This window comes from Pseudomonas sp. 478 (genome assembly GCF_003254125.1).
In the GTDB taxonomy this organism is placed as follows: domain Bacteria; phylum Pseudomonadota; class Gammaproteobacteria; order Pseudomonadales; family Pseudomonadaceae; genus Aquipseudomonas.
Map to the genome: position 1 here is coordinate 157,562 of NZ_QKZG01000005.1, position 23,173 is coordinate 180,734.

Sequence of the window (23,173 nt, forward strand, 5' to 3'; positions counted from 1 at the left end):
ATCGCGATTAACTGTGGGAGCGAGCCTGCTCGCGATGGCTTTATACGCCGCAACAGAACATTCAGATCAGTACAAAAATCGCCACCAATCCGCCAAAAATCGCCCACTTTTCGAGGTAGTAACGCTTGCGGTTGCGCTTCTTCAGCGCTTTGCCGCGAAGGCGAATTTTGTAGATTTTGGCGAACAAGCGGTTGATACCGCCGGTCTTGTCACCCGCATCGTTCGGTGCGCCCGCCGCCGACATCACATGACGGCTGAACCAGCTGTTGAACGCCGTCGCCCAGCGATACTTCATCGGCCGCTCAACGTCGCAGAACAGAATGATGCGGTTCTGCCCGGTGGTGTTTTCAGCGTAATGAATGAAGGTCTCGTCAAACATGACCGCTTCACCGTCGCGCCAGTGGTAGTTCTCGCCATCGACGTTGATGTAGCAACCGGCATCGTTCGGGGTTTCCAGGCCCAGGTGATAGCGGTAGGAACCGGCATACGGATCGCGGTGACGGACCAGTTTCGAACCCGGTGGCAACTCGGCGAACATCGCCGCCTTGATCGAGCTAATGCTTTGCACCAATTCCGTTGTGCGCGGGCAAAGTTTCATGGCCGAAGGATGGCTGTCGCCGTACCACTTCAAGTAGAAACGCTTCCAGCCCGTCTTGAAGAACGAGTTGAAGCCGACGTCGTCATATTGATTCGAGCGCTTGATCTCCCCGGCCCTGAGCAGGTTCTGGCCCTCGGCGCGAATTTCTTCCCAATGGTCCTGCAACGGACTCAGATCAGGAAACTCGGCCGGGTTGAGGTAAGGCTTGTTGGGGATTTTCGAGAACAGATAAAGGAAGCAGTTGATCGGCGCCAGAAATGTCGAGTGGTCGCTCAGTTGACGGCCCAGTTTGTGGCGCACGCGTCCGCGCAGGTGGACGTATGCAATGGAGACAACGTAAACAGCAACAATGATCAATTTCACAACAATCGTCACACGTCAGAAATGAACAAGCTGCGTCCCTTGCCGGCCAATCGGCCCAAGGGTCTTGTGCAGCGTCTGAATTAAGAACAGCGGTCCCGAATGGCGCGTTCTTGAGCCTATGCCGCCTGTCGGCATCAGGTGATAGATGGCATTTTAGCCACAGTTTGTAACCAATAGTTAACCTTCAACGGTGAAAATATGTCCACTGGTGCTGCCAAAGTGGCCGTGCGGCCTTAACGCCCTATCGTTTAAAGAGCCAGACCAGTACAATCGCCGCCAAACATTACGCGCCCCCCTTGGTTGACGACGGGAATGAACCCCGTCTCAGCGCACTTCGACTCGGGCCAAGCGCTCCATATGCTGCTGTCCACTTATTGCCAGATGGACCTTCCGCTTCTGACCGGGATGCATTTCCTGTGGTTCGAATAACGGAACCGGGTACTGAATCGGTACTGCCGCAACCCTAGCTACTCTGAATGCTTCGCAGGAAAAACCTTTGATCTCTACAGCTAACATCACGATGCAGTTCGGCGCCAAGCCGCTATTCGAAAACGTTTCGGTCAAATTCGCCGCGGGCAACCGCTACGGCCTGATCGGCGCCAACGGTTGCGGCAAGTCGACTTTCATGAAAATCCTCGGCGACGACCTCGAGCCGTCCGGCGGCCAGGTCATGCTCGAGCCGAACGTGCGTCTGGGTAAATTGCGCCAGGACCAGTTCGCCTACGAAGAATTCACCGTGATCGATACCGTGATCATGGGTCACGAAGAGCTGTGGAAGGTCAAGGCCGAGCGCGACCGCATCTACTCGCTGCCGGAAATGACCGAAGAAGACGGCATGGCCGTTGCAGAACTGGAAACCGAGTTCGCCGAAATGGACGGCTACACCGCCGAATCCCGTGCCGGCGAACTGTTGCTGGGCCTGGGTATCGGCATCGAGCAGCACTTCGGCCCGATGAGCGAAGTGTCCCCAGGCTGGAAACTGCGCGTATTGCTGGCCCAGGCGCTGTTCTCCGATCCTGAAGTGTTGTTGCTCGACGAACCGACCAACCACCTGGACATCAACACCATCCGCTGGCTGGAAAACATCCTGACCCAGCGCTCCAGCCTGATGATCATCATCTCTCACGACCGTCACTTCCTGAACAGCGTGTGCACCCACATGGCTGACCTGGATTACGGCGAGTTGCGCCTGTTCCCGGGCAACTACGACGAGTACATGACCGTGGCGACCCAGTCCCGCGAGCAACTGCTGTCGGACAACGCCAAGAAGAAAGCGCAGATCTCCGAACTGCAATCGTTCGTCAGCCGCTTCTCGGCCAACGCCTCGAAAGCCAAGCAAGCAACCTCCCGCGCCAAGGCGATCGACAAGATCCAGCTGGCCGAGGTCAAGCCTTCGAGCCGTGTGAGCCCGTTCATCCGTTTCGAACAAACCAAGAAGCTGCACCGTCAGGCCGTTATCGTCGAGCGCATGGCCAAAGGCTTCGACGGCAAGACACTGTTCAAGGACTTCAGCTTCCAGGTTGAAGCCGGCGAGCGCGTGGCGATCATCGGCCCGAACGGTATCGGTAAAACCACCCTGCTGCGCACCCTGGTCAACGAACTGACCCCGGATGCCGGTACTGTGAAGTGGACCGACGCCGCGGAACTGGGCTACTACGCCCAGGACCACGCTCACGACTTCGAAGACGACTGCAACCTGTTCGACTGGATGGGCCAATGGACTCAGGGCGGCGAGCAAATCGTTCGCGGTACCCTCGGCCGTATGCTGTTCTCCAACGACGAGATCCTCAAGTCGGTCAAGGTCATCTCCGGTGGTGAGCAAGGTCGCATGCTGTTCGGCAAGCTGATCCTGCAAAAGCCGAACGTGCTGATCATGGACGAACCGACCAACCACTTGGACATGGAATCCATCGAGGCGCTGAACCTGGCGCTGGAGAACTACCCGGGCACGCTGATCTTCGTCAGCCACGACCGTGAGTTCGTATCGTCCCTGGCCACCCGCATTATCGAACTCAGCCCTAGCGGCGTGATCGACTTCAGCGGCACCTATGACGACTACCTGCGTAGCCAGGGCGTTGTGTTCTAAATAGCTGCTGAAACTGAAAAGCCCTGTCCATGTGACGGGGCTTTTTGCATTTCAGGGGCGATCGTTCCCACGCTCCGCGTGGGAATGATCGGTTCAGGAGAAAGTAGTTAGCCTGCTTTCTTTTATTTTGCGCCCGCGCCATGATGCAGTTCTCCTACCGCCGCCCGCGAACGAGCCCTCATGTCTGTGCAGCAACTGCCACCACAAAGCTCCATGGCGATCACCCTGCAGATCGTCTCCATCGTCTTTTATACCTTTATTGCCTTCCTCTGCATCGGCCTGCCGATTGCGGTGTTGCCGGGGTATGTCCACGAACAGCTGGGTTTCAGCGCGATCATCGCGGGGCTGACCATCGGCTCGCAGTACCTGGCCACCCTGCTCAGCCGCCCAATGGCCGGGCGCCTGTCGGACAGCATCGGCACCAAACGGGCGATTGTTTACGGGTTATCGGGGATTGTGCTGAGCGGCGTGCTGACATTGATTTCAACGCTGCTGCAAAGTCTTCCGTTGCTGAGCCTGTTGATCCTGATTGCCGGTCGCTTGTTGCTGGGGATTGCCCAGGGCTTGATCGGGGTCGGCACCATCAGTTGGTGCATGGGTCAGGTGGGCGTGGAACATACCGCACGATCGATCTCCTGGAACGGTATCGCCTCCTACGGCGCCATCGCCATTGGTGCACCGCTGGGCGTGGTGATGGTTGGCGAGCTGGGGTTCGCCAGTCTTGGGATCGCACTGTCGGTGCTGGCGCTGGCGGCGTTGTTGCTGATCCGAAACAAACCCTCGGTGCCGGTGATTCGCGGCGAGCGCCTGCCGTTCTGGGCGGTGTTCGGGCGCATTGCGCCGTTCGGCGCGAGCCTGAGCCTCGCCTCCATCGGTTACGGCACCCTGACCACCTTTATTACCCTGTATTACGTCAGCCGTGGCTGGGCCGGCGCGGCTTACTGCCTGACGGTGTTCGGCGTGTGTTTCATCCTGGCGCGATTGTTGTTCATCTCCAGCATCAGCCGTTTCGGTGGGTTCATCTCGGCCATTGCCTGCATGAGCATTGAGACGGCGGGCCTGGTGTTGCTGTGGCTCGCGCCTTCGACCGGTTATGCGCTGATTGGCGCAGGCCTGACCGGATTCGGTCTGTCACTGGTCTATCCGGCGTTGGGGGTCGAAGCGATCAAGCAAGTGCCCAATTCCAGTCGCGGGGCGGGATTGAGTGCTTACGCAGTGTTTTTCGATCTGGCCTTGGCGATTGCCGGGCCGTTGATGGGCGCCGTGGCGTTGAATCTGGGGTACACGTGGATATTCTTTAGCGCGGCGTTGTTGTCGGTGACTGGCCTCGGTTTGACGTTGTTACTGAAACGCCGCGCAATGGCCTGACACTGCAACCCCTGTAGGAGCTGAGCTTGCTCGCGATGGCGGCGTCACATTCAACACTTTAGCCGTCAGATAGGCCGCCTTCGCGAGCAAGCCCGCTCCCACATTATTGATCGGCGGTCTGCATTCCGGCCCGGGTCGGTTTGCCAAGCGCATGAGAGAAGAAACGCCCGGCTTCGGAAATCATGTTGCGATGAATGTCTTTGCGATCGACGCCATCGGCATCGGTACACAGCGCCGGCATGGCGATGATCTGCTCTTCGTTGCAAGGCGCCAGGAACACAAAGTGCCCTGCCCCGACCAGCAATTTGAAGTCCGGTGCGATCGGCAGTTTGCGCGCCAGGGCGGCGGCATTCTTGTCGAACGCCACCAGTTTGTCGCCGTCGCCGCTGTAGAGCAGCACCGGCACATGCACATCGGCCAGGGTATGACGGCCAAACTTCAGGCTCAGTGGCGCCATGAGCAGCAAGGCGCGAACCCGCGGGTCAGCCACCGGCTGCAAGTCATCACGGTCAGCAATCAATTCGCCTTGGGTGTTGCAGGCATCGCGGTCGTCCGGGCGCTCCTGACAATAGCGACGCAGACGGTCCAGGTCGGGTGTCGCGCCGGACAGAATCAGCGCCGTCTCCCCGCCCGCCGAATAACCGATCACACCGACCTGATCGGCATTGACGAAGGGCGCGAGCATTCGGTCGCCCAGCGTCGCGGTAATGGCTTCGGAAATCTGGATGGGCCGACCGTAAAGGTTACTCAACGTACCGAGGCGGCTGTGGTCTTTGGAGTTGTCACCGGGATGGATCACCGCCACCACAACAAACCCTTTGCGTGCCAGCGACGTGGCGAGGTCATGCAAGGCCAGCGGGGTTCCGATGTTGCCGTGGGACAGCATCAGCATCGGGAAACGACCGATGGCAACTCGGGTGTCTTCGCCCGCTTCGACCGTGTAGCCCTCGAGGATGCTGGAGTGTTCCTTCTCGCTGGAGGGGTAGAAGGCGATGGCGCGCATCGGCTGCAAGTCCAGAGGGTCAAGAAAACTCATCTCATGGAAGCCGACGCTCCAGTGAGGATGCGGCGCAGGCGCGGCGTGCACTGAGTTCAGGCTGCTGAGCAGGCAAATCAGTAAAATTGCACAAAGACGCACCATGGGATGCCCCACCTTGTTACTGGACCGGAGACGGTAACCCTCGACTGCATAACTCGGGCCACTATTTAATGAAATTCCGAAATAGTCAGAAACAAAAAACTCCGTATCTGACACTTGCGTGATCAGAATACAGAGTTTTTTGGTTATTGCCCGAGCTGTTTGATTTTCTTTACACACGCTTTACGCGGCGGCGAACAACTGCTCGCTGATTTGCGTGTGAGCGTCGCTCATGGCTTTGGTGCGGACTTCGTCACCATAGGCAAGGCCATGGGCGCGGACGAACTCGATGTCGGTGATACCGATGAAGCCGAACAGCACCTTCAAGTACTCTTCGTGAGCAACGCCAGTCGCCTGACCCACATGCAGGCCGCCGGAAGTCGAAACAATGACGACTTTCTTGCCACCGCACAGGCCTTCAGGACCGGCTTCGGTGTAACGGAAGGTCTGACCGGCAACGGCGATGCGGTCGATCCAGGCCTTGAGTTGGGTCGGGATGGTGAAGTTGTACATCGGAGCTGCAATCACCACGGCATCGGCGGCGAGGAATTCGGCCAGGGTGGTGGCACTCAGCTCGGCTTCGTGTTGCTGCGCGGCGTTGCGCAGTTCAGCGGTGGTGCCGGCGGCAACCAGGGTCGTGGCGGAGAAATGGCTGATGGCATCGGCGGCCAGGTCGCGGTAGGTCACCACGGCAGTCGGCTCGGCGGTTTGCCAGGCTTTAACGACTTCGCTACTCAGCTGACGGGAAGCCGAGTTGTCACCAAGAATGCTCGAATCGATATGCAGCAGTTTCATGTGGGATCTCCAGGTGAGGATCGCCACGAGGCGATCTGATGGGGAGAATCCTACAGACGAAACTAATAGCTGATTAGTCGGCAACAATGCGATAGTTCGTCCCACTGATAGAACAATCGAGCGTCCACCATGCAAGACCTCAATGATCTCTACTACTTCGCCAAGGTGGTTGAAGCCGATGGCTTCGCCGCGGCCGGGCGTTTGCTCGGAATTCCCAAGTCGCGGTTGTCGCGGCGCATTGCCGAACTGGAAGAACGCCTTGGCGCGCGCCTGCTGCAACGCACCACCCGCCAACTGAAACTGACTGCCGTGGGTGAACGTTACTTGCGGCACTGTCAGGCAATGCTGCTGGAAGCCGAGATGGCCGATGAAGCCGTCGCCAGCATGTCGAGTGAACCTCGCGGGCGTTTGCGCGTGTCTTGCCCCGTCGGGCTGGCCCACGAAATTCTGCCGACAGTGATCAGCGATTTCCTTGAGAAATATCCTCATGTTCAACTGGAGGTCATGTTGCTCAACCGCCGCGTCGACCTGGTGACCGAGGGCGTCGATGTGGCGCTGCGGGTGCGTGAGTTGGGCGATGAGGATCCGCTGCTGGTCACCCGACGTTTGCGCCAGGCGCAGATGGCAATGGTCGCCAGCCCCGGATTTTTGCACGGCCGTGAAATCAACCACCCCGAAGACTTGAAAAACCTGCCCGTGCTCGGCGCCCTCGAAGCCGACCGCCTGGTGCATATCCGCATGCTCGACCAACAGGGCAAAAGCTGCGATCTCACCCTCGAGGCGCGATTGGGCATCGATGACTTTATCGTGCGCAAGGCCTGCACCCTCGCCGGCCAGGGTTTTACCATGCTGCCGATGATGTATTGCGAGCAGGAACTGGAAAACGGCACGCTGGTGCAGCTGCTGCCCGACTGGTCGTTGCCTGGCGGCTGGCTGCAAGCGGTCTACCCTCATCGGCGCGGGGTGATGCCGGCCGTACGCGCCTGGCTCGACCATTTGATCGAATCATTCAATGCCTGCGGGGACCGACTGATATGAAGGCTGGACGTATGAGCGAAGAGGATGTCGCGCAATTCTGTCTCGCGCTGCCGGGCGCGCGGGAAGACTACAAGTGGGGTGGCGTGCGGGTGTTTTCGATTGCCGGGAACAAGATGTTTGCCTTGCAGAATCTGCGGGGCGAATCCCTGGCCTTCAAGGTCGACAAGGACGTGTTTCTCGGTCATTGCGACCGCCCGGGTATCCGCCCGGCGCCGTATCTGGCGCGGGCTCAGTGGATCATCATGGAAACGCCCTACCCGTTGGGCCCTGAAGAGCTGCAAGGCTTGTTGCAGCGTTCCCATCAATTGGTGGTGAGCAAGTTGCCCAAGCGCACCCAGGTCGGACTGCTGCTTTAAAGCAGCGCGAACAGATGGGCGCCGAGAAACAGCTGGTCGATCCAGAACACCTGATGCATCAACACGATGATCCAGAACACCAGCTGAAACGAGAGCTTGCGCGTCTTGTGCCGAAACAGCTGCTGGGCCAGTAAAGCGCCCGGCCAGCCTCCGGCGAGTTCCACCGCATGCAACACGTTCTCCGGTGTGCGCCAATGGTCGGCGCGCGCCTTGCGCTTGTCGCTCCAGTACAGCAAGAACGCCAGCAGGCTGACGACCCCGTAAGCCGCCAGGGGAATCACGGAAACCCCGCGCAGCCACAACGACATCGAGCCAAACAACGGCAGCGCGCACAGGACCGCAAACAGCAACAGTTTCAGCTGGAGATTGCGAACCTCTCCTGCGGGCTTGTGCCCAGGGTTGTTGCGCGCACTGGCGTCATTCATGGCTTGACCGCAGTCCAGTCAACCCAACCGAACTGCCAGGTGGCCAGGATGACCAGGCCGAACGCGATGCGATACCAGGCAAACGCCGCATAGCTGTGGCTGCCGATGAACACGAGCAAGGCTCTGACGGCAATCATCGCGAAGATGAACGCTGTGACGAAGCCGATCGCGAACACCGGAAAATCCGACGGGACGAACAGGTGGCGGTATTTGAAGCCCGAGTAAACCGCCGCAGCGACCATGGTCGGCATCGCCAGAAAGAACGAGAACTCGGTAGCGGTCTTGCGCGACAGCCCAAACAACAAGCCACCAATGATCGTCGAGCCGGAGCGTGAGGTCCCGGGAATCATCGCCAGGCACTGGGCGAAGCCGACTTTCAGGGCGTCTTTCCACGTGATCTCATCAACGGTTTCGGCATGCACTTCATGCTGACGCTTTTCGGCCCACAACATGATGATCCCGCCCACAACCAACGCCGTCGCAACGGTGATCGGGTTGAACAGGTACTCGTGGATCAAATCGGAAAAGATCACCCCCAATACCACGGCCGGCATGAAAGCAATCAACAGGTTTGCAGTAAAGCGGCGAGCGCCGGGCTGCGTTGGCAAACCGGTCACCACATCGATGATCTTGCGGCGGAACTCCCACACCACCGCCAGAATCGCCCCCAGCTGAATAATAATGTTGAAAGCGATGGCCCGCTCGCCACCGAAGTTGAGCAGGTCAGCCACGATGATCTGGTGGCCGGTACTGGAAATCGGCAAAAACTCCGTCAGCCCTTCTACAACCCCAAGAATCAATGCCGAAAAGGCAGTCCAAAGATCCATCAATCCCCCAAGAAGCATTGCGCCAAGGCATGCCCCGTAAATATTTTTTCAGAACGTTGATTGCGGTCAGCGTCGCTGCTGCGCCGCGCGCATAGAATCCAGACGGAACCATAAAAATTCCGTGAAAAATCGACTGGGATTCAGGTTTTTCCATGCGGGGCCGAAATCCTATCAGACAAGTCTGATTAACGCTGCCGCGTAATTGGACTTGGGTCGGATATGACCGATTGGCAAAGTGTGGTTGGATGCTGGCGATCATTTATTACAAGAAAGAGAAACCGGAGTGACAGCGTTATGAACAGCTTGCGCAGTATGTCGATCAGCCGACGTTTGTGGCTCATCTTGATCGTGGCCGTCCTGATGCTATTGACGTTGGGCGTCTTGATGCTCAAGCAGATTCACGATGACCTGTACCACGCCAAGGCTCAGAAAACCCAGCATGTGGTGCAAACCGCCAGCGGTATTCTGACCTATTACCACGACCTCGAAACTGCCGGCACCCTCACCCGCGACGCCGCACAGAAGCAGGCACTGAGCGCCGTTCGCGGCCTGCGCTATGACCAGAATGACTACTTCTGGATCAATGACCTGACGCCGGTGATGATCATGCACCCGGCCAACCCGAAACTTGATGGCCAGAACCTCTCGGCGATCCGCGACCCCGACGGTTTTGCCCTGTTTAACGAAATGGTCGCCGTCGCCAAGACCAAGGGTGCCGGCACCGTCGACTATCGCTGGCCGAAACCGGGCGCCAGCGCGCCGGTAGAGAAAACCTCCTATATCAAACTCTTCGAGCCCTGGGGTTGGGTGATCGGTTCGGGCGTGTACATCGATGACATGCAGGCCGAGTTCTATGGCCAGGTGTGGAAGGCCTCGTTCGTGGGGCTGGTGATTGCCCTGATCATGGTGCTGTTGGTCATCCTGATTGCCCGCAGCATCGTGCGTCCACTGCAGGAAACCGTGAACGCCATGGCCAACATCGCCAGCGGCGAAAGCGACCTGACTCACAGCCTCGATACCCATGGCCAGGATGAAGTCACGCAACTGGCACGCCACTTCAACGCCTTCACCGCCAAGCTGCGATTGGTGATCAAAGAACTGCAAGTGTCCGCCAGTGCCCTGGGCCAGTCTTCCAGTGAACTGGGCAACGACGCCGCCCAGGCCCAGCAACGCAGTCAGCAACAATCCCAGCAAATGGAACTGGTGGCCACAGCAATCAATGAAGTGACGTATGGCGTGCACGACGTCGCGAAAAACGCCGAGCACGCCGCCAGCGAAATGCGCGATGCCGAGTCTCAGGCGCAGCAAGGTCAGGTCAACATCGATGGCAGCCTGCAACAGATCGACAAGCTGTCCTCCACCATCGATCAAGCGGTGGAAGTCATTCGTACCCTGGCCGCCGAAAGCACGCAGATCGGCAGCGTTCTCGAAGTCATCCGTTCCATCGCCGAGCAAACCAACCTGCTGGCCCTCAACGCGGCCATCGAAGCCGCCCGGGCCGGCGAGCAAGGTCGCGGTTTTGCGGTGGTGGCCGATGAAGTGCGACTGCTGGCCCAGCGCACCCAGAAGTCCACGGCCGAGATCCAGTCGATGATCGAACGCCTGCAAAGCCACTCCGAAGCAGCGGTCAAAGTGATCGGTGACAGCAGCCGTGCATCGCAGTTGACCATCGAGCAGGCCGGCCTGGCCGGCGCAAGCCTGAATGCCATTGCCCAGGCGCTGCGCAACCTCAACGGGTTGAACGCCTCCATCGCCAGCGCGACCTTGCAACAGGCGCATGTGGTCGAGGACATCAACCAGAACGTCACCCAGGCCGCCGGTTTGTCCCACAGCACGGCGCTGGCGGCTGAACAGTCGAGCGTGGCCAGCGTTCACCTGAAGGAATTGAGTGAGCAGTTGAACGGGCTGCTCAAGCAGTTCCGGGTGTAACGACAGTCCCTGTAGCAGCTGCCAAGCCTGTGGCGAGGGGATTTATCCCCGTTGGGCTGCGAAGCGGCCCCTGTTTTTCCAGCCACACCGCGTCCAATGGATTACGACGGCTTCGCCGCCGAACGGGGCGGTGCGACGTTTCGCTAAATCCCCTCGCCACAGGCTCGGCAGCTGCTACACAGTGTGTGTACGCCGGTTCTACTTGGCAGCGCCTGCCGTTACAATCCGCCCCCTCTTCGATTTCCCCAAGGTACCGCCATGTCCGGGCTTGAACTGTTTGCCGCTGCCCTCGGTGTCATTGCCGTCTGGTTGACGGTCAAACAGAACCCCTGGTGCTGGCCGATCGGTCTGGTCATGGTGCTGCTTTATAGCTGGATCTTTTTTGAGGTGAAGCTCTACTCGGACATGCTCCTGCAGGTGATCTACGCCGCATTGCAGCTCTATGGCTGGTGGCAGTGGACACATGCGGGTGACGCACACCAAGGTCGGCAGGTCAGCCTGCTCGACGGTAAATCGGTTGCTATCGGTCTGATCATTGGCGCGGTCGGCAGTCTGTTACTGGGCGCTGCAATGGCGAACTGGACCGATGCCGCACAACCCTGGCTCGATGCGGCACTCACTGGCTTCAGCCTGGTGGCGCAGTTATGGATGGCGCAAAAACGCGTTCAATGCTGGCCGCTGTGGTTCACCCTGGATGTGATCTTCGTCGGACTGTTTATCTACAAAGGTCTGTACCTGACCGCCGGGCTCTACGCGCTGTTCGCCCTGATTGCCGTGCAAGGCTGGCGAGAATGGCGGGCCGATCCGGCGTTGCGTACATGAAGGTGCTGGTGCTGGCAGGGCCGGAATCCAGCGGCAAAAGCTGGCTTTCGAGTGAGATTCACGCCAATTTTGGCGGCATATTGGTCGGTGAGTACGTTAGGCACTTCATCGAAAGCGAAGCCCGCGAAACCTGCTACGATGACATTGCATCAATAGCACATGGCCAGCTTAGATGGGAGGACGAGGCACGCGCCCGGCAACCCCATTTGCTGATTCTCGACACTCACTTGCTGAGTAACATCCTCTGGAGCCAGACCTTGTTTGGCGCTTGTCCGACATGGATCGAGCAAGCATTGCTGACACGGCACTACGACCTGCATTTGCTGCTGAGCCCTGAAACCGTGGCCTGGCATGACGACGGGCAGCGTTGCCAACCGCAACTGGCAGAACGCCAGGCATTTTTCCAGGCCAGCCGCCAATGGCTTGACCTGCACCACAGGCCTTGCCAGGTGCTGCAAGGTGATTGGCAACAACGCAAGGACGCGGCATTCGACGCTGTGACGCACTTGCTCACGACCTGACAGCCCCCCGCGCCCTGCCGAATATGTCCATTCCTGAAACATCTACCCCTGCGCAAACCAACGAGCTAAAGCGGCTCAAGCACTCCTGCAAGAAAATGTTAAGCCTCTGATACAACCTGCCTTCAGCGCCCTTAGCGAGCAATACCGCCAACATCGACGGCGTTTTTGCGTGGCCCTGTCTCAGTGGCGTTACACAATTTTTTGACTACCTCGACAATTAAATCCAACCACCTGTTTTCAAAAGAAAAACTAAAACCGGCACACCTTCTGCTCTCTTCCTCGCAACGCTGATAAGGGCCAGCGCTCCACTCACAGAAGGAATTGCCGCCGTGGGGAAACCTGATAACAACTTTTTTAGCCTGCTGCTGATCGGATGTGCACTGGGCTCAAGTGTCTGCATGCCGGTACAGGCTGACAACGGCATCATTATTATCAAACGGGATGTCCAGCCGCGCATGGCAACGCGTGCGCCGATGATGCCCGACCCTAGCCCCACGACCGCCAATGCCAACCCGTCCAAAGAAATCCTCGCGCAAACGAGCGAATTGAGCGACGGCGACTTTGCCAGCGTCGCCAGTGGTTCAAGCATCACACGCCTGGTCGCCCAAGGCACCAGCAACCTGAGCGGCAATATCACCAACCAGACCCAGCTTTCCAACCTCCCCGCCGGACGTTCGGGAAATGCTGGCGGCGGCATTGCCAACATGGTCAATTCAAGCGTCCAGCAAGGCCTGGGTGCTCTGAAAGTCATAACGGGAGACCGTTAAGATGAATCGTACGCTGCTGATTATCGCCATGTTTTGCAGTGCATCGACCTTCGCCCAATCCCCCGTCATCGATAACGCCAACATCGACGGTTCGGGCGCCCAGTACCAGGGCAACCTCGGGGTCAATCAGGCTGCCGGCGACCTGCAGCAGCAGGCGAACGCCCGGGCCATCGCCGTTGGCCATGGAGCCAGCGCGACCACACAGATTCGCCAACGGCTGCGTACGGTGGTCGACCCCAGGATCGATGCCCGGTCCAGCATTCAAGGCAACTCCTTCAGCCACGGTAACGGCGTACTGGGTGTCAACCAGAGCGCGGGTGCCAGCAACCAGCAAGCCAATGCCCTGCGGATAAGCATTGGCACACAGCCACAAAGCATCGACGACAGCGTCCTCAGGCAACAGAACGTGACGCTGATCACCAACTCCGATCCAACTGACTCTGCACCAGGCTATCGCCAGGTCGCTACCAGCGATCAGGCCTTCACCGGTAGCCGTGGGGTGATCCAGTTGAATCAGAGCGCCGGGGTGGGAAACCGAACGGCCAATACCCTGAGCGTACGGGTCACGGACTGACCCAAACAGGTAGGTACAACACTTAACCTAAAATAAGTACGGAGAACCACCATGAAACCTTCGATGGCAATAAAACCTCTGGTTTTTGCAATCGCTGCGGTCTTGGCTGTTGCTGCACAAGCTGGACAGAACGATCGGCGTGGCCACCATGGTCATAACAACGATCACCACACTCCTCCTCCAACCTGGATCCATACCGACGCGACCGCCAATGCGAACGATAGGCAGTCCAACACCGGCAACCGCATCTACAACGAAGGGACTCAGAACTCAGCCGAGATGAGCAGCTCTGGCTCAGGCGCGAGCGGCAACGTGGGCGTCAACGTCGCAGCAGGCGCCGGCAACCAACAAGACAACGCGGCCGCCATCGCAAACGCTGGCTCCACCTCCAGCCTCGATAACAGCTTCGTGTTTGGCAACTCCGAAGCTACCGCTCGAGTCACGCAATACAGCAGCAACAACAAGGTCTGGAACTACGGCGTCACAAACTCTGCCGTGATGAGTGGATCGGGCGATGGCAGCAGCGGCAATATGGGGATCAACATTGCTGGCGGCGACCTCAACCAACAGAAAAACACCATGGCAATTGCCAACTCCAATGCTCCGTTGGGTAACGCATCAGCCACCGCCTCTGCCAATCAAGGCGGTCCTGGCCTGACAGTGGATAACAAAGCTGATCGGACCTACACCGTGGATACGCTAACGTTTACCAAAACGGCCAGCGGTAGTTTCTCTAAAGACAAGTCGTTCGAGGCCAGCGGCAGTGAAAGCGCTTCTTCGAGCTGGGCCGCGGCCGGTGCCAAGAGCTCTAATTCCAGCGGTTCCCTTAGCGTTGATATAAGCGGTTCGAAGAGCAGCAATGCGAGCGGTTCCAACAGCAGTACTGCGAGCGGTTCTAACAGCAGTTCTGCAAGCGGTTCCAACAGCAGCAGTGCAAGCGGTTCTTCGAGTTCATCGTTGAGCGCTTCCTTGAGCGCTTCCCTGGACGCTGCTGCCGCGGCTTCCAGTTCCGTTACCTTCAATAATGGCAATGGCGATCGCACCCGCAGCAGGAGTGCCGATGCATCGCTTACCGCATCGCTTGACGCATCGCTTGACGTATCGCGCGATTCCTCGTACGACAGATCTCGCGATTCTTCGTTCGACAGATCTCGCGACTCCTCGTACGACAGATCGCGAGACTCCTCGTACGACAGATCGCGCGATTCCTCGTTCGAAAAATCGTTCGATAAATCGTTCGAGAAATCGTCCGCCTCTTCGTTCGAAAAATCGGGCTCGAAATCGTCCGAATCCGAGTTCGCAAAAGCGGGAAGCTTCAGTGAGAGCAGTTCATTTGATCTGAGCAACACCTACTCCTATCAAGTGCTGACTCCAACTGGCTGGGCTAACCCTGTGACCAACACTGCAACCCTGAGCGGTTCGGTGAATGGTGGCAGTGGCAACCTGGGCGTCAACGTGGCTGCTGGTGTGGGCAACCAACAAAGCAACTCGTTGGCCATTTCCAACCAGTCGTTCTAATTGCTGTCTCTGGAGGCCCCCTTACGGGGGCCTTTTTTCAACACACCAGAAGGCATCCCACTATGCGCATTATCGCCTTGGCAATTTTGCTTTGCGTGGCCAGTGTGATCGAGGCTGCACAACTGCCGCTTGCCGTCCTGCCAGGCGGCGCGTTGGTATATAAGCCGATCCAGAGCATACGCGAGCGTAAATTTGCCGACCTGGTGCAACAGAAAACCGACTTCAGTTGCGGCGCAGCTGCGCTGGCGACGATATTGCGCCAAGCCTATTGGCTGGACGTGAACGAAGAACAAATCATCGAAGGCATGCTGGCACACTCTGATCAGGATCTTGTCCGCGTCCAGGGTTTTTCCATGCTCGACATGAAGCGCTACGTGGAAAGTCTCGGCATGCGCGCCCGTGGTTACCGGGTAGCGACGCAAACGTTGAGCGAGATCAGAATTCCGGTTGTGGTACTCATGGATATCCGTGGCTACAAACACTTTGTGGTCATGCAACGAGTTCATAACGGCTGGGTATATATCGGAGATCCAGTACTCGGTCATAAACGTTACAAAGTCGAGGACTTTGTAAAAGGCTGGAACGGCATCATCTTTGCCGTCATCGGTCAGGGCTACGACAAAGCCAATGCGTTGCTCGACCCACCCCTGCCGCTGACCGCCAAGAACCGCATCAACACCTTCAGCCCGGTGCAAGACGCAGAGTTGATGGATTTCGGATTCATCCAGAGTGACTTCTTCTAATAACAAGGGAGCACGACGCTCCGGGAGCATTCCAATGAAGACTCCAATCTGGCTGGCAGTGGTTTGCCTGGCCGCCAGCCTGCCGACCCAGGCACAGATGTTCAAACCCATTGAACTTAACGATCACGAACTGGCAACCCTGCGAGGCCGCTATGTCATGCCGGGACGGATCATCAGTTTTGGCATCGTCATGACCAGCACTTGGCAAAACGCCAACGGTGAAGTGATCGGGGCGACTTCCTCGATGCAAATTCAACAATCGACCATCCAGCCACAGTTTTATGTGTCGATCATCAATGAAAAAGGTAATGGCTCAGCGAGTTCGCAAGGCACCGGCACCGTCACTGGCGGCAGCGGCCTCAACAGCACCGAAGGCGTCACTCAAGTCGTGCGTGCTGCCGGCGACCATAACACTGCCTACAACAACGTTGATATCAACGTTACACGGGCTGACCAGGCACCAACAACGCAACAGCAGGGCCAGGCATTGACCGCAGGTTCGACGTTGGCCGACGCTAATGGCGCGGGCGCGCTGAGCATTACCTCGACCCGTAACGGTGTGCAACTCAACATCGTGGCCAACAACAATCAGGGCAGTACCGTACAACGTCTCGCCCAGGGTGGACTGATGCAAAACACAACTTTGCTCGGCGGTGGCAACCAGGTCCGCAACCTAACGTCCCTCAATGTCGTGCTGCGTGACAACGTGGCGACAGGCGGTTCGCTGAACGGCAATCTGGACCAGCTCAAAGGTCTTCGCACCCAAGGATTCTGATCTACGCTCAGTTTCATCAGATGAAGTCAGAAAGGGACGGCTAACCCATGCACCGATCGTTGACGTTCAGAACCATCGTTTGTTTGAGTAGCCTGGCCCCGGCGACACTGCTATACGCAGCACCGGACCCCCAGGTCGAGTTACTAAAACAAGAACTCATGGAGTTGAAACAGCGTTACGAAGCACAACAGAACGCGCTGATGGTACTCGAGCAACGCGTTCGCCAAGTAGAAGAAACACCTGCGACACCGCCTCCCAAACGCCTGACCAAATCCCCCGCCGAAACGCCCAAGGGTGGCCAGACTTTGGCCGCCGGTGCACCGGGAACCACAGGCAGTTCATACGGCCAATCGCTCAAGGATGATTCGGAGCCTGCACAAAGCGTTTCCAACCTGTATGACGAAGCCAGCGGCTTCTTCGGTGGCGGCAAGTTCAGCTTCGAAACTGGCGTGACCTACACGCACTACGATACCCGTGCGCTGACGCTCAATGGCTTTCTGGCACTGGACTCGATTTTTCTTGGCAACATCGATATCGACCGCATCAAGGCTGATAACTGGACCCTAGACCTGACCGCCCGCTACAACACAGGACAACGCTGGCAGTTCGACATTAACGTTCCTGTGGTTTATCGCGAATCAACGTATTCCTCCGGTGGCGCCGGTGGCGCAGGACCGGTGACGTCGGACGCCACCGTTACCCGCGACCCGACCATCGGCGATGTGAACTTTGGTGTTGCTTACAAGTTTCTGGATGAGTCGGTCAACCTGCCCGATGCGGTCGTTACATTTCGCGTCAAGGCGCCTACCGGCAAGGATCCATACGGCATCAAGCTGGTCCAGGAATCGGACAACGATAACCTCTCGGTACCTGAGGACTTGCCAACCGGCAACGGTGTCTGGTCGATCACCCCGGGCATCTCGCTGGTCAAGACCTTCGACCCGGCCGTGCTGTTCGGCAGCCTGGCCTACACCTACAACCTTGAAGACTCTTTCAGCGACATCAGCCCTCAGGTCAACTCCAAGGTGCCCGGGGACGTGAAACTGGGCAATTCCTGGCAGGTCGGCGGCGGCATTGCATTCGCCTTGAACGAGAAGATGAGTATGTCGTTCTCGTTCACCGACCAGTTCGCCCGCAAGAGCAAAATCAAGCCGGACGGTGGCGATTGGCAGTCGATTACCAACAGCGATTACAACTCGGCCAACTTCAACATCGGCATGACCCTGGCAGCAACCAATAACCTGACGATCGTTCCCAACCTGGCCATCGGCCTGACCGACGACTCGCCAGACTTTTCCTTCAGCCTGAAATTCCCGTACTACTTCTAATCCGCCACCCACAAAAAACCCGCTTTTTCGGCGGGTTTTTTTGATCCTGCAATCGCTCAACGTATCTGATGCTTGTGCAACAAACGGTAGAAGGTAGGTCTGGATATCCCCAGCACCTTGGCGGCGATGCTCAAATTATCGCTGTGGCGGTTAAGTACATCGTACAAGGCCTGGCGCTCTGCCCGGTGCTTGTAGTCTTCCAGTGTGCCTATCGGCGCGGCAATGGCCTGCGGTCTGATCAGCCCCAGGTCTCGCGCTTCGATCTGCCGCCCTTCGGCCAGTACCAGCCCGCGACGTACCCGGTTGGCCAGCTCGCGCACATTGCCCGGCCAGTCATGCTTACCCATGGCAATCAAGGCGTCTTCACTGAAGCTGCGCGGACGTCGGCCGGTTTCATGGCTGTAGAAATGGGAAAAGTGGCTGGCCAGCATCGACAGATCACCATTGCGCTCACGCAGGGGCGCGGTCGCGACCTGCAACACGTTCAGGCGGTAATAAAGATCTTCACGAAAGCGTTTCTTCTCGATCGCGGCCTCAAGGTCGACATGGGTCGCGGCCAACACCCGCACATCCACGGGAATCGGCTGGCTGCCGCCCACTCGCTCGATGTGCTTTTCCTGGAGGAAACGCAACAGGTTGGCCTGCAGCTCCAGGGGCAGATCACCGATTTCGTCGAGAAACAGCGTGCCGCCGTTAGCCGCTTCGATCCGCCCGATCTTGCGTTGATGGGCGCCCGTAAAAGCACCCTTCTCGTGGCCAAACAGTTCGGACTGGATCAAGTGTTCGGGAATTGCGCCGCAATTGATCGCGACAAAGGGTTTGCTGTGACGTTGGGATTGTCGATGGAGCGTGCGGGCGACCAGTTCTTTACCGGTACCGCTTTCACCACGGATCAATACCGGAGACTCGGTGGGCGCCAGCTTGCTCAGCAACTTGCGCAGTTCGCGAATGGGTTTGCTGTCGCCAAGCAGCTCGTGTTCAGGCTGATCAATGTGAACCGTGCCCTGCCCACGCAGGCGGGCCATTCCGAACGCTCGGCCCAGCGTCACCTGAACCCGGGACACATCGAATGGCAAGGTATGGAAATCGAAGAACCATTCGCAGACAAAGTCCCCGACATTTTGCAATCGCAGGACTTCCTGGTTGAGTACGGCGATCCACTCGGTACCGCTACGGCTGATCAGCTCTTTGACGGCTTCCGGGTGTTCGAGTTGAAAAGGCTGCAAACGCAAAAGGCCGACATCGCAGGTTTTGTTGGCAACGTTTTCCAGGGTGCAGCTCTCAACGTCCCAACCCACAGCGCGCAAACCCGGCAGCAGACGATAACAGTCGTCGCAAGGGTCCACTACTAACAGACGTCGTAAGGCAGGCACTTCGATCATGACTGTTCCTTGGCGCCAAATTTATTAAACATTATTAAAAACAGTCGTTTGGCAGACCTGGCTGTAACCTTAGCAATAATTTGACGCGACCTTGTACCGTTTGACTATAGAGCGGTTGCGTTATTAGTTATAAGAAGCGTTTAGTCAGTTACCTAATGAGCCCTTCCTTTCATTCAGCTTTCAAAGCCTGTCCGAACCTTGAGCCAATGAAAGAAAGTTGATATTTCTTTTAATTGTATGTGACCCGCCCCCCGGTTGCGGGCATCAGTACAAGTAACCAGCCGATCGGTACGCCCAACCGACGGCACATCACTTGATTGGGCATACAGAGAGAAAAACCCATGAACGCCCCGCTCCGCATCAACGAAGCTCTTTTGATTGCCGACCGCGCATTCCAACCATTCCAATGCGTGGCCTGGGCCCCACAAGACGGCAATGGCGAACTCAGCCTGACCGTTATCGATCGCACCAACACCCGCAGCATCGGCCGCAAGCAGATCCCAAGCAGTGCCTATACCGATCCTGCGCAACTTGAATGCCTGCTTGAAGCGGCACGTGCGGAATTGAGCGAGGAGGGTTACAAACTCCAATCGTGGTCGATGCCACACTAAGCGTTTTGCGGGTTACCCAACGGTAACCCGCGCCCTCCCCCGATAATTATTCGAAACTGCACACGCCTAACTACTTGGCAGGCTTGTCAGTGGATCGAAAAGACACTGTTCTGGCACACAGCGACCCTCCGCCTGTTAGTTATGACAGTTGTGCATTCAGCCGTTCAGGGATTGAATGTTTCCTTATACAGTCGCCACCCAAACTCCCGGTTCAGGACGACTCGCAAGGAGCTGCGTGCATGTCAATCCAGACCGCGTTTGCATTACCGGCAACCCTGAGTGACGCAGGGAAACTTGATACAACCTTTGCCTCGTCCGGCAAAACCCAGGTGTATTTCGCTGGCAGCCTCTCAAGCATGGCCAACGGGGTCGCGATTGATTCACGTGGCAGGCTGTTAGTCGCGGCCAAGGTCGGAACGCCAGGCGGCAGTCGCTTCGGCCTGGCTCGCTTGCTCGAGGACGGCTCGGCGGATCTGGCGTTCGGCAATCAAGGCAGCGTCATCGGGCAATTTCAACACGGCTTCGAGGCCATGGCCGGCAAAGTCCACGTACTGCCCGATGGGCACATTCTGGTGGCCGGCCTGCACTACGAAAATGCTCACCGGACACTGCCCGCCCTCGCCCTGTTTGATCAGCAGGGTCGGCCGGCTCAATGTTTTGGCGACAATGGCCGTTGCGTCGTGCGCCTGCCGGGCGATCTTTCCCAAGGCGTGCGTGACACCTGGCTCCCCCCCGGCGTACCGGGCGCTGAAGCCTGTGATGTCTGCGTGCAGGAGGATGGTCGAATCCTGCTGCAGGCCAATCATCACTTCGAGCTGTCCGATCATGTCGGCATGCTGATTCGGCTCAACACCGACGGCTCTTTGGACAACACCTTCAACGGTCGTGGCTTCGTGATTGTCAGGCACTTGTTGATGAACACCTGGCTCAGCAGCCTGATGGTGCAACGAGACGGCCGGATCCTGGTGGGCGGGTCGATCAACTTCCCTGAAGAAGGCCTGCTGGCCCGCTATCACATCGACGGCAGGCTCGACGATTGTTTCGCCGTGGACGGTTTCATGACCTTCAAGGCACGGGGGTATAGCGCTCAGGTCAGCCAGATCGTCCAACACGAAAATGGCGATGTGCAGTGTTTTGGCAGCAGCCGCGACCCGATGCATTGCCTGGCACTGAAAGTACACAGCAACGGCCGCCCGGACATTCATTGCAATGGAGGCCAGGCCCGATTGCTGGAAATCGGTCACAGTGGCTGCCAGTGGACCGACGCAAAAGCACTGCCGGACGGCAGCGTGGTCACAGTCGGAGCCACGATCGGCGGCGTCGAAGCGGATTTTATTCTGGCGCGGCATCTGCCCAACGGGAAACTCGATCGCAACTTCGGCAATGGCATCGGCTGGGTTCGCACCCGCCTTGGCCGCAGCCTGGATACCGCGACTTCAGTGGCCATGCAGGCCGATGGAAACATCGTCGTCGGAGGTTATTCACTGGACGGCAACTATCGAGCGGTCATCGCACGCTATCTCGGGTAGGCCCGCATAGTTTTCCTACACTTGATCTTCCCTTCTGCTTACGGCAAGTTGCGCGCTTCTTAATACAAGGAGTAGCCGATGCCCGGTTCAATGGCTCAGGCGTTCGCGCACAATTTTCTCGGGCATTCACCCCGCTGGTACAAGGCAAGCATTGTCGGCTTCCTGATTCTCAATGCAGTGGCGCTGTGGACTGTAGGCCCGGTGGTGGCCGGCTGGCTGCTGGTGCTGGAGTTCATCTTCACCCTGGCCATGGCGCTCAAGTGTTATCCGTTGATGCCCGGTGGCCTGCTACTAATCGAAGCACTGTTGCTGAAGATGACCACGCCCCAGGCACTTTACGACGAGCTGGTGCACAACTTCCCGGTGATCCTGCTGCTGATGTTCATGGTGGCGGGCATCTACTTCATGAAAGACCTGCTGCTGTTTCTGTTCTCACGGCTGCTGCTCGGGATTCGCTCCAAGGCGCTGCTGGCGTTGCTGTTCTGCTTCCTGTCGGCGTTTCTGTCGGCGTTTCTCGATGCCTTGACCGTGACCGCCGTGATCATCAGTGCAGCCGTCGGCTTTTACTCGGTGTATCACCGCGTCGCCTCCGGCAATGATCCGCGTCAAGACAGCGAGTTTGGCGATGACCAGCACCTGCCCACACTCCATCACGCCGACCTCGAACAATTCCGCGCCTTTCTGCGCAGTCTGCTGATGCACGGTGCCGTGGGTACCGCGCTGGGCGGAGTTTGCACATTGGTCGGTGAGCCGCAGAACCTGCTGATCGGCCACGAGATGGGCTGGCACTTCTCTGAGTTCTTTCTGAAAGTCGCCCCGGTGTCATTGCCGGTCCTGGTGGCAGGCCTGGTGACCTGCATCCTGCTGGAGAAACTTCGTTGGTTCGGTTACGGCACGCTGTTGCCGGACAACGTGCGTGTGGTTCTGGCCAATTACGCCGCCGAAGACAATGCCGAACGCACCTCGCGTCAACGTGCAGCGCTCATCGTGCAGGGTTTGGCAGCGCTGATTCTGATTGCGGGGTTGGCGTTCCATATTGCTGAGGTCGGCCTGATCGGCTTGATGGTGATCGTGCTGATCACCGCCTTCACTGGCATCACCGACGAACACCGTATCGGCAACGCGTTCAAGGACGCCATGCCATTCACAGCGCTGCTGGTGGTGTTTTTCGCAGTGGTGGCGGTGATTCACGATCAGCAACTGTTCACGCCACTGATTCAGTGGGTGCTGGCGCTGCCAGCGGATCAACAACCGGGCATGCTGTTTATTGCCAACGGCTTGTTGTCGGCCATCAGCGATAACGTGTTCGTCGCGACCATTTACATCACCGAAGTCAAACAGGCCTTCATCTCTGGCCACATGAGCCGTGAGCATTTCGAGACACTGGCGATTGCGATCAACACCGGCACCAACCTGCCGAGCGTGGCGACGCCCAATGGTCAGGCTGCGTTTCTGTTTCTGCTGACCTCGGCGATTGCACCGCTGATTCGCCTGTCGTACGGGCGGATGGTGTGGATGGCGTTGCCGTACACCGTGGTGATGGGTGTTCTTGGCTGGTATGCAGTGAGTTTCTGGCTGTAAACCCGGAACAAAATGTGGGAGCGGGCTTGCTCGCGAAGGCGGTCTGACATTCAACATCTACGTTGTCTGACACACCGCCTTCGCGAGCAAGCCCGCTCC

General features: G+C 57.9%; 22 protein-coding genes. 16 read left to right on the forward strand and 6 right to left on the reverse strand.

What is annotated here, in order from left to right; genetic code table 11:
- Positions 1-61 precede the first annotated feature (61 nt).
- Entirely contained in the window at positions 62-961 is a 900-nt protein-coding gene (gene lpxO / locus DFS28_RS12500; RefSeq protein WP_111450027.1) for a lipid A hydroxylase LpxO, read from the reverse strand.
- A gap of 496 nt (positions 962-1,457) precedes the next feature.
- On the opposite strand from lpxO, the gene DFS28_RS12505 reads away from it, so the two are divergent.
- The gene (locus DFS28_RS12505) at positions 1,458-3,047 is read left to right on the forward strand and encodes an ABC-F family ATPase (protein WP_008149954.1); all 1,590 of its coding nucleotides are present in this window, start codon (positions 1,458-1,460) and stop codon (positions 3,045-3,047) included.
- A 180-nt stretch (positions 3,048-3,227) separates the two neighbouring features.
- Positions 3,228-4,415 (forward strand): MFS transporter, encoded by a 1,188-nt coding sequence (locus DFS28_RS12510; RefSeq protein WP_111450028.1) that lies wholly within the window; start codon positions 3,228-3,230, stop codon positions 4,413-4,415.
- A 103-nt stretch (positions 4,416-4,518) separates the two neighbouring features.
- On the opposite strand, the gene DFS28_RS12515 is transcribed toward DFS28_RS12510, so the two are convergent.
- Both DFS28_RS12515 and DFS28_RS12520 read right to left on the reverse strand, forming a co-directional pair.
- Positions 4,519-5,556, reverse strand: a complete 1,038-nt coding sequence (locus tag DFS28_RS12515) for a dienelactone hydrolase (protein WP_111450029.1) — start codon at positions 5,554-5,556, stop codon at positions 4,519-4,521.
- A gap of 180 nt (positions 5,557-5,736) precedes the next feature.
- Entirely contained in the window at positions 5,737-6,348 is a 612-nt protein-coding gene (locus tag DFS28_RS12520) for an FMN-dependent NADH-azoreductase (RefSeq protein ID WP_111450030.1), read from the reverse strand.
- A 129-nt stretch (positions 6,349-6,477) separates the two neighbouring features.
- Between DFS28_RS12520 and DFS28_RS12525 the strand changes: the two genes are divergently transcribed.
- Entirely contained in the window at positions 6,478-7,386 is a 909-nt protein-coding gene (locus tag DFS28_RS12525; RefSeq protein ID WP_111450031.1) for a LysR substrate-binding domain-containing protein, read from the forward strand.
- Positions 7,383-7,742 carry an MmcQ/YjbR family DNA-binding protein gene (locus DFS28_RS12530; protein WP_111450032.1) on the forward strand — a complete coding sequence of 120 codons (360 nt, stop codon included), beginning with the start codon at positions 7,383-7,385 and terminating at the stop codon, positions 7,740-7,742. The genes DFS28_RS12525 and DFS28_RS12530 overlap by 4 nt, the downstream gene beginning before the upstream one ends.
- On the opposite strand, the gene DFS28_RS12535 is transcribed toward DFS28_RS12530, so the two are convergent.
- Positions 7,739-8,167: a DUF1294 domain-containing protein gene (locus tag DFS28_RS12535; protein WP_111450033.1), complete on the reverse strand. Its 429-nt coding sequence runs from the start codon at positions 8,165-8,167 to the stop codon at positions 7,739-7,741. The two genes, DFS28_RS12530 and DFS28_RS12535, sit on opposite strands and share 4 nt — an antisense overlap.
- Positions 8,164-8,994, reverse strand: coding sequence for an undecaprenyl-diphosphate phosphatase (locus tag DFS28_RS12540; RefSeq protein ID WP_111450034.1), 831 nt, complete (start codon positions 8,992-8,994; stop codon positions 8,164-8,166). Before DFS28_RS12540 ends, DFS28_RS12535 begins: the two co-directional genes overlap by 4 nt.
- A gap of 294 nt (positions 8,995-9,288) precedes the next feature.
- Between DFS28_RS12540 and DFS28_RS12545 the strand changes: the two genes are divergently transcribed.
- The 9 genes from DFS28_RS12545 (at position 9,289) to DFS28_RS12585 (ending at position 17,971) form a co-directional block, all read left to right on the forward strand.
- Positions 9,289-10,923 (forward strand): methyl-accepting chemotaxis protein, encoded by a 1,635-nt coding sequence (locus DFS28_RS12545; RefSeq protein ID WP_111450035.1) that lies wholly within the window; start codon positions 9,289-9,291, stop codon positions 10,921-10,923.
- A gap of 258 nt (positions 10,924-11,181) precedes the next feature.
- Positions 11,182-11,745, forward strand: coding sequence for a nicotinamide riboside transporter PnuC (gene pnuC, locus DFS28_RS12550; RefSeq protein WP_111450036.1), 564 nt, complete (start codon positions 11,182-11,184; stop codon positions 11,743-11,745).
- Complete coding sequence (locus DFS28_RS12555; protein WP_111450037.1) at positions 11,742-12,266, forward strand: AAA family ATPase; 525 nt, start codon at positions 11,742-11,744, stop codon at positions 12,264-12,266. The genes pnuC and DFS28_RS12555 overlap by 4 nt, the downstream gene beginning before the upstream one ends.
- Positions 12,267-12,595: 329 nt before the next feature.
- Positions 12,596-13,033 carry a hypothetical protein gene (locus tag DFS28_RS12560; protein WP_111450038.1) on the forward strand — a complete coding sequence of 146 codons (438 nt, stop codon included), beginning with the start codon at positions 12,596-12,598 and terminating at the stop codon, positions 13,031-13,033.
- Between the two features lies 1 nt (position 13,034).
- Positions 13,035-13,607, forward strand: coding sequence for an adhesin (locus DFS28_RS12565; protein ID WP_111450039.1), 573 nt, complete (start codon positions 13,035-13,037; stop codon positions 13,605-13,607).
- A gap of 51 nt (positions 13,608-13,658) precedes the next feature.
- Positions 13,659-15,125, forward strand: a complete 1,467-nt coding sequence (locus tag DFS28_RS12570) for a heme utilization protein (RefSeq protein WP_111450040.1) — start codon at positions 13,659-13,661, stop codon at positions 15,123-15,125.
- 62 nt (positions 15,126-15,187) lie between these two features.
- A complete protein-coding gene (locus DFS28_RS12575) occupies positions 15,188-15,868 on the forward strand; it encodes a C39 family peptidase (protein WP_111450041.1) in 681 nt (226 codons plus the stop codon).
- Between the two features lie 34 nt (positions 15,869-15,902).
- The gene (locus tag DFS28_RS12580; RefSeq protein WP_111450042.1) at positions 15,903-16,643 is read left to right on the forward strand and encodes a hypothetical protein; all 741 of its coding nucleotides are present in this window, start codon (positions 15,903-15,905) and stop codon (positions 16,641-16,643) included.
- Between the two features lie 47 nt (positions 16,644-16,690).
- Positions 16,691-17,971, forward strand: coding sequence for a hypothetical protein (locus tag DFS28_RS12585; protein WP_111450043.1), 1,281 nt, complete (start codon positions 16,691-16,693; stop codon positions 17,969-17,971).
- Between the two features lie 56 nt (positions 17,972-18,027).
- Here the strand turns inward: DFS28_RS12585 and DFS28_RS12590 are convergent, their stop codons facing one another.
- Complete coding sequence (locus DFS28_RS12590) at positions 18,028-19,353, reverse strand: sigma-54 dependent transcriptional regulator (RefSeq protein ID WP_111450044.1); 1,326 nt, start codon at positions 19,351-19,353, stop codon at positions 18,028-18,030.
- A gap of 341 nt (positions 19,354-19,694) precedes the next feature.
- Between DFS28_RS12590 and DFS28_RS12595 the strand changes: the two genes are divergently transcribed.
- The 3 genes from DFS28_RS12595 (at position 19,695) to nhaB (ending at position 23,074) form a co-directional block, all read left to right on the forward strand.
- Entirely contained in the window at positions 19,695-19,964 is a 270-nt protein-coding gene (locus DFS28_RS12595) for a hypothetical protein (protein WP_008149930.1), read from the forward strand.
- Positions 19,965-20,203: 239 nt separating this feature from the next.
- Entirely contained in the window at positions 20,204-21,493 is a 1,290-nt protein-coding gene (locus tag DFS28_RS12600; protein ID WP_111450045.1) for a hypothetical protein, read from the forward strand.
- A 78-nt stretch (positions 21,494-21,571) separates the two neighbouring features.
- The gene (gene nhaB, locus DFS28_RS12605; protein WP_111450046.1) at positions 21,572-23,074 is read left to right on the forward strand and encodes a sodium/proton antiporter NhaB; all 1,503 of its coding nucleotides are present in this window, start codon (positions 21,572-21,574) and stop codon (positions 23,072-23,074) included.
- The last annotated feature ends 99 nt before the right edge of the window (positions 23,075-23,173 follow it).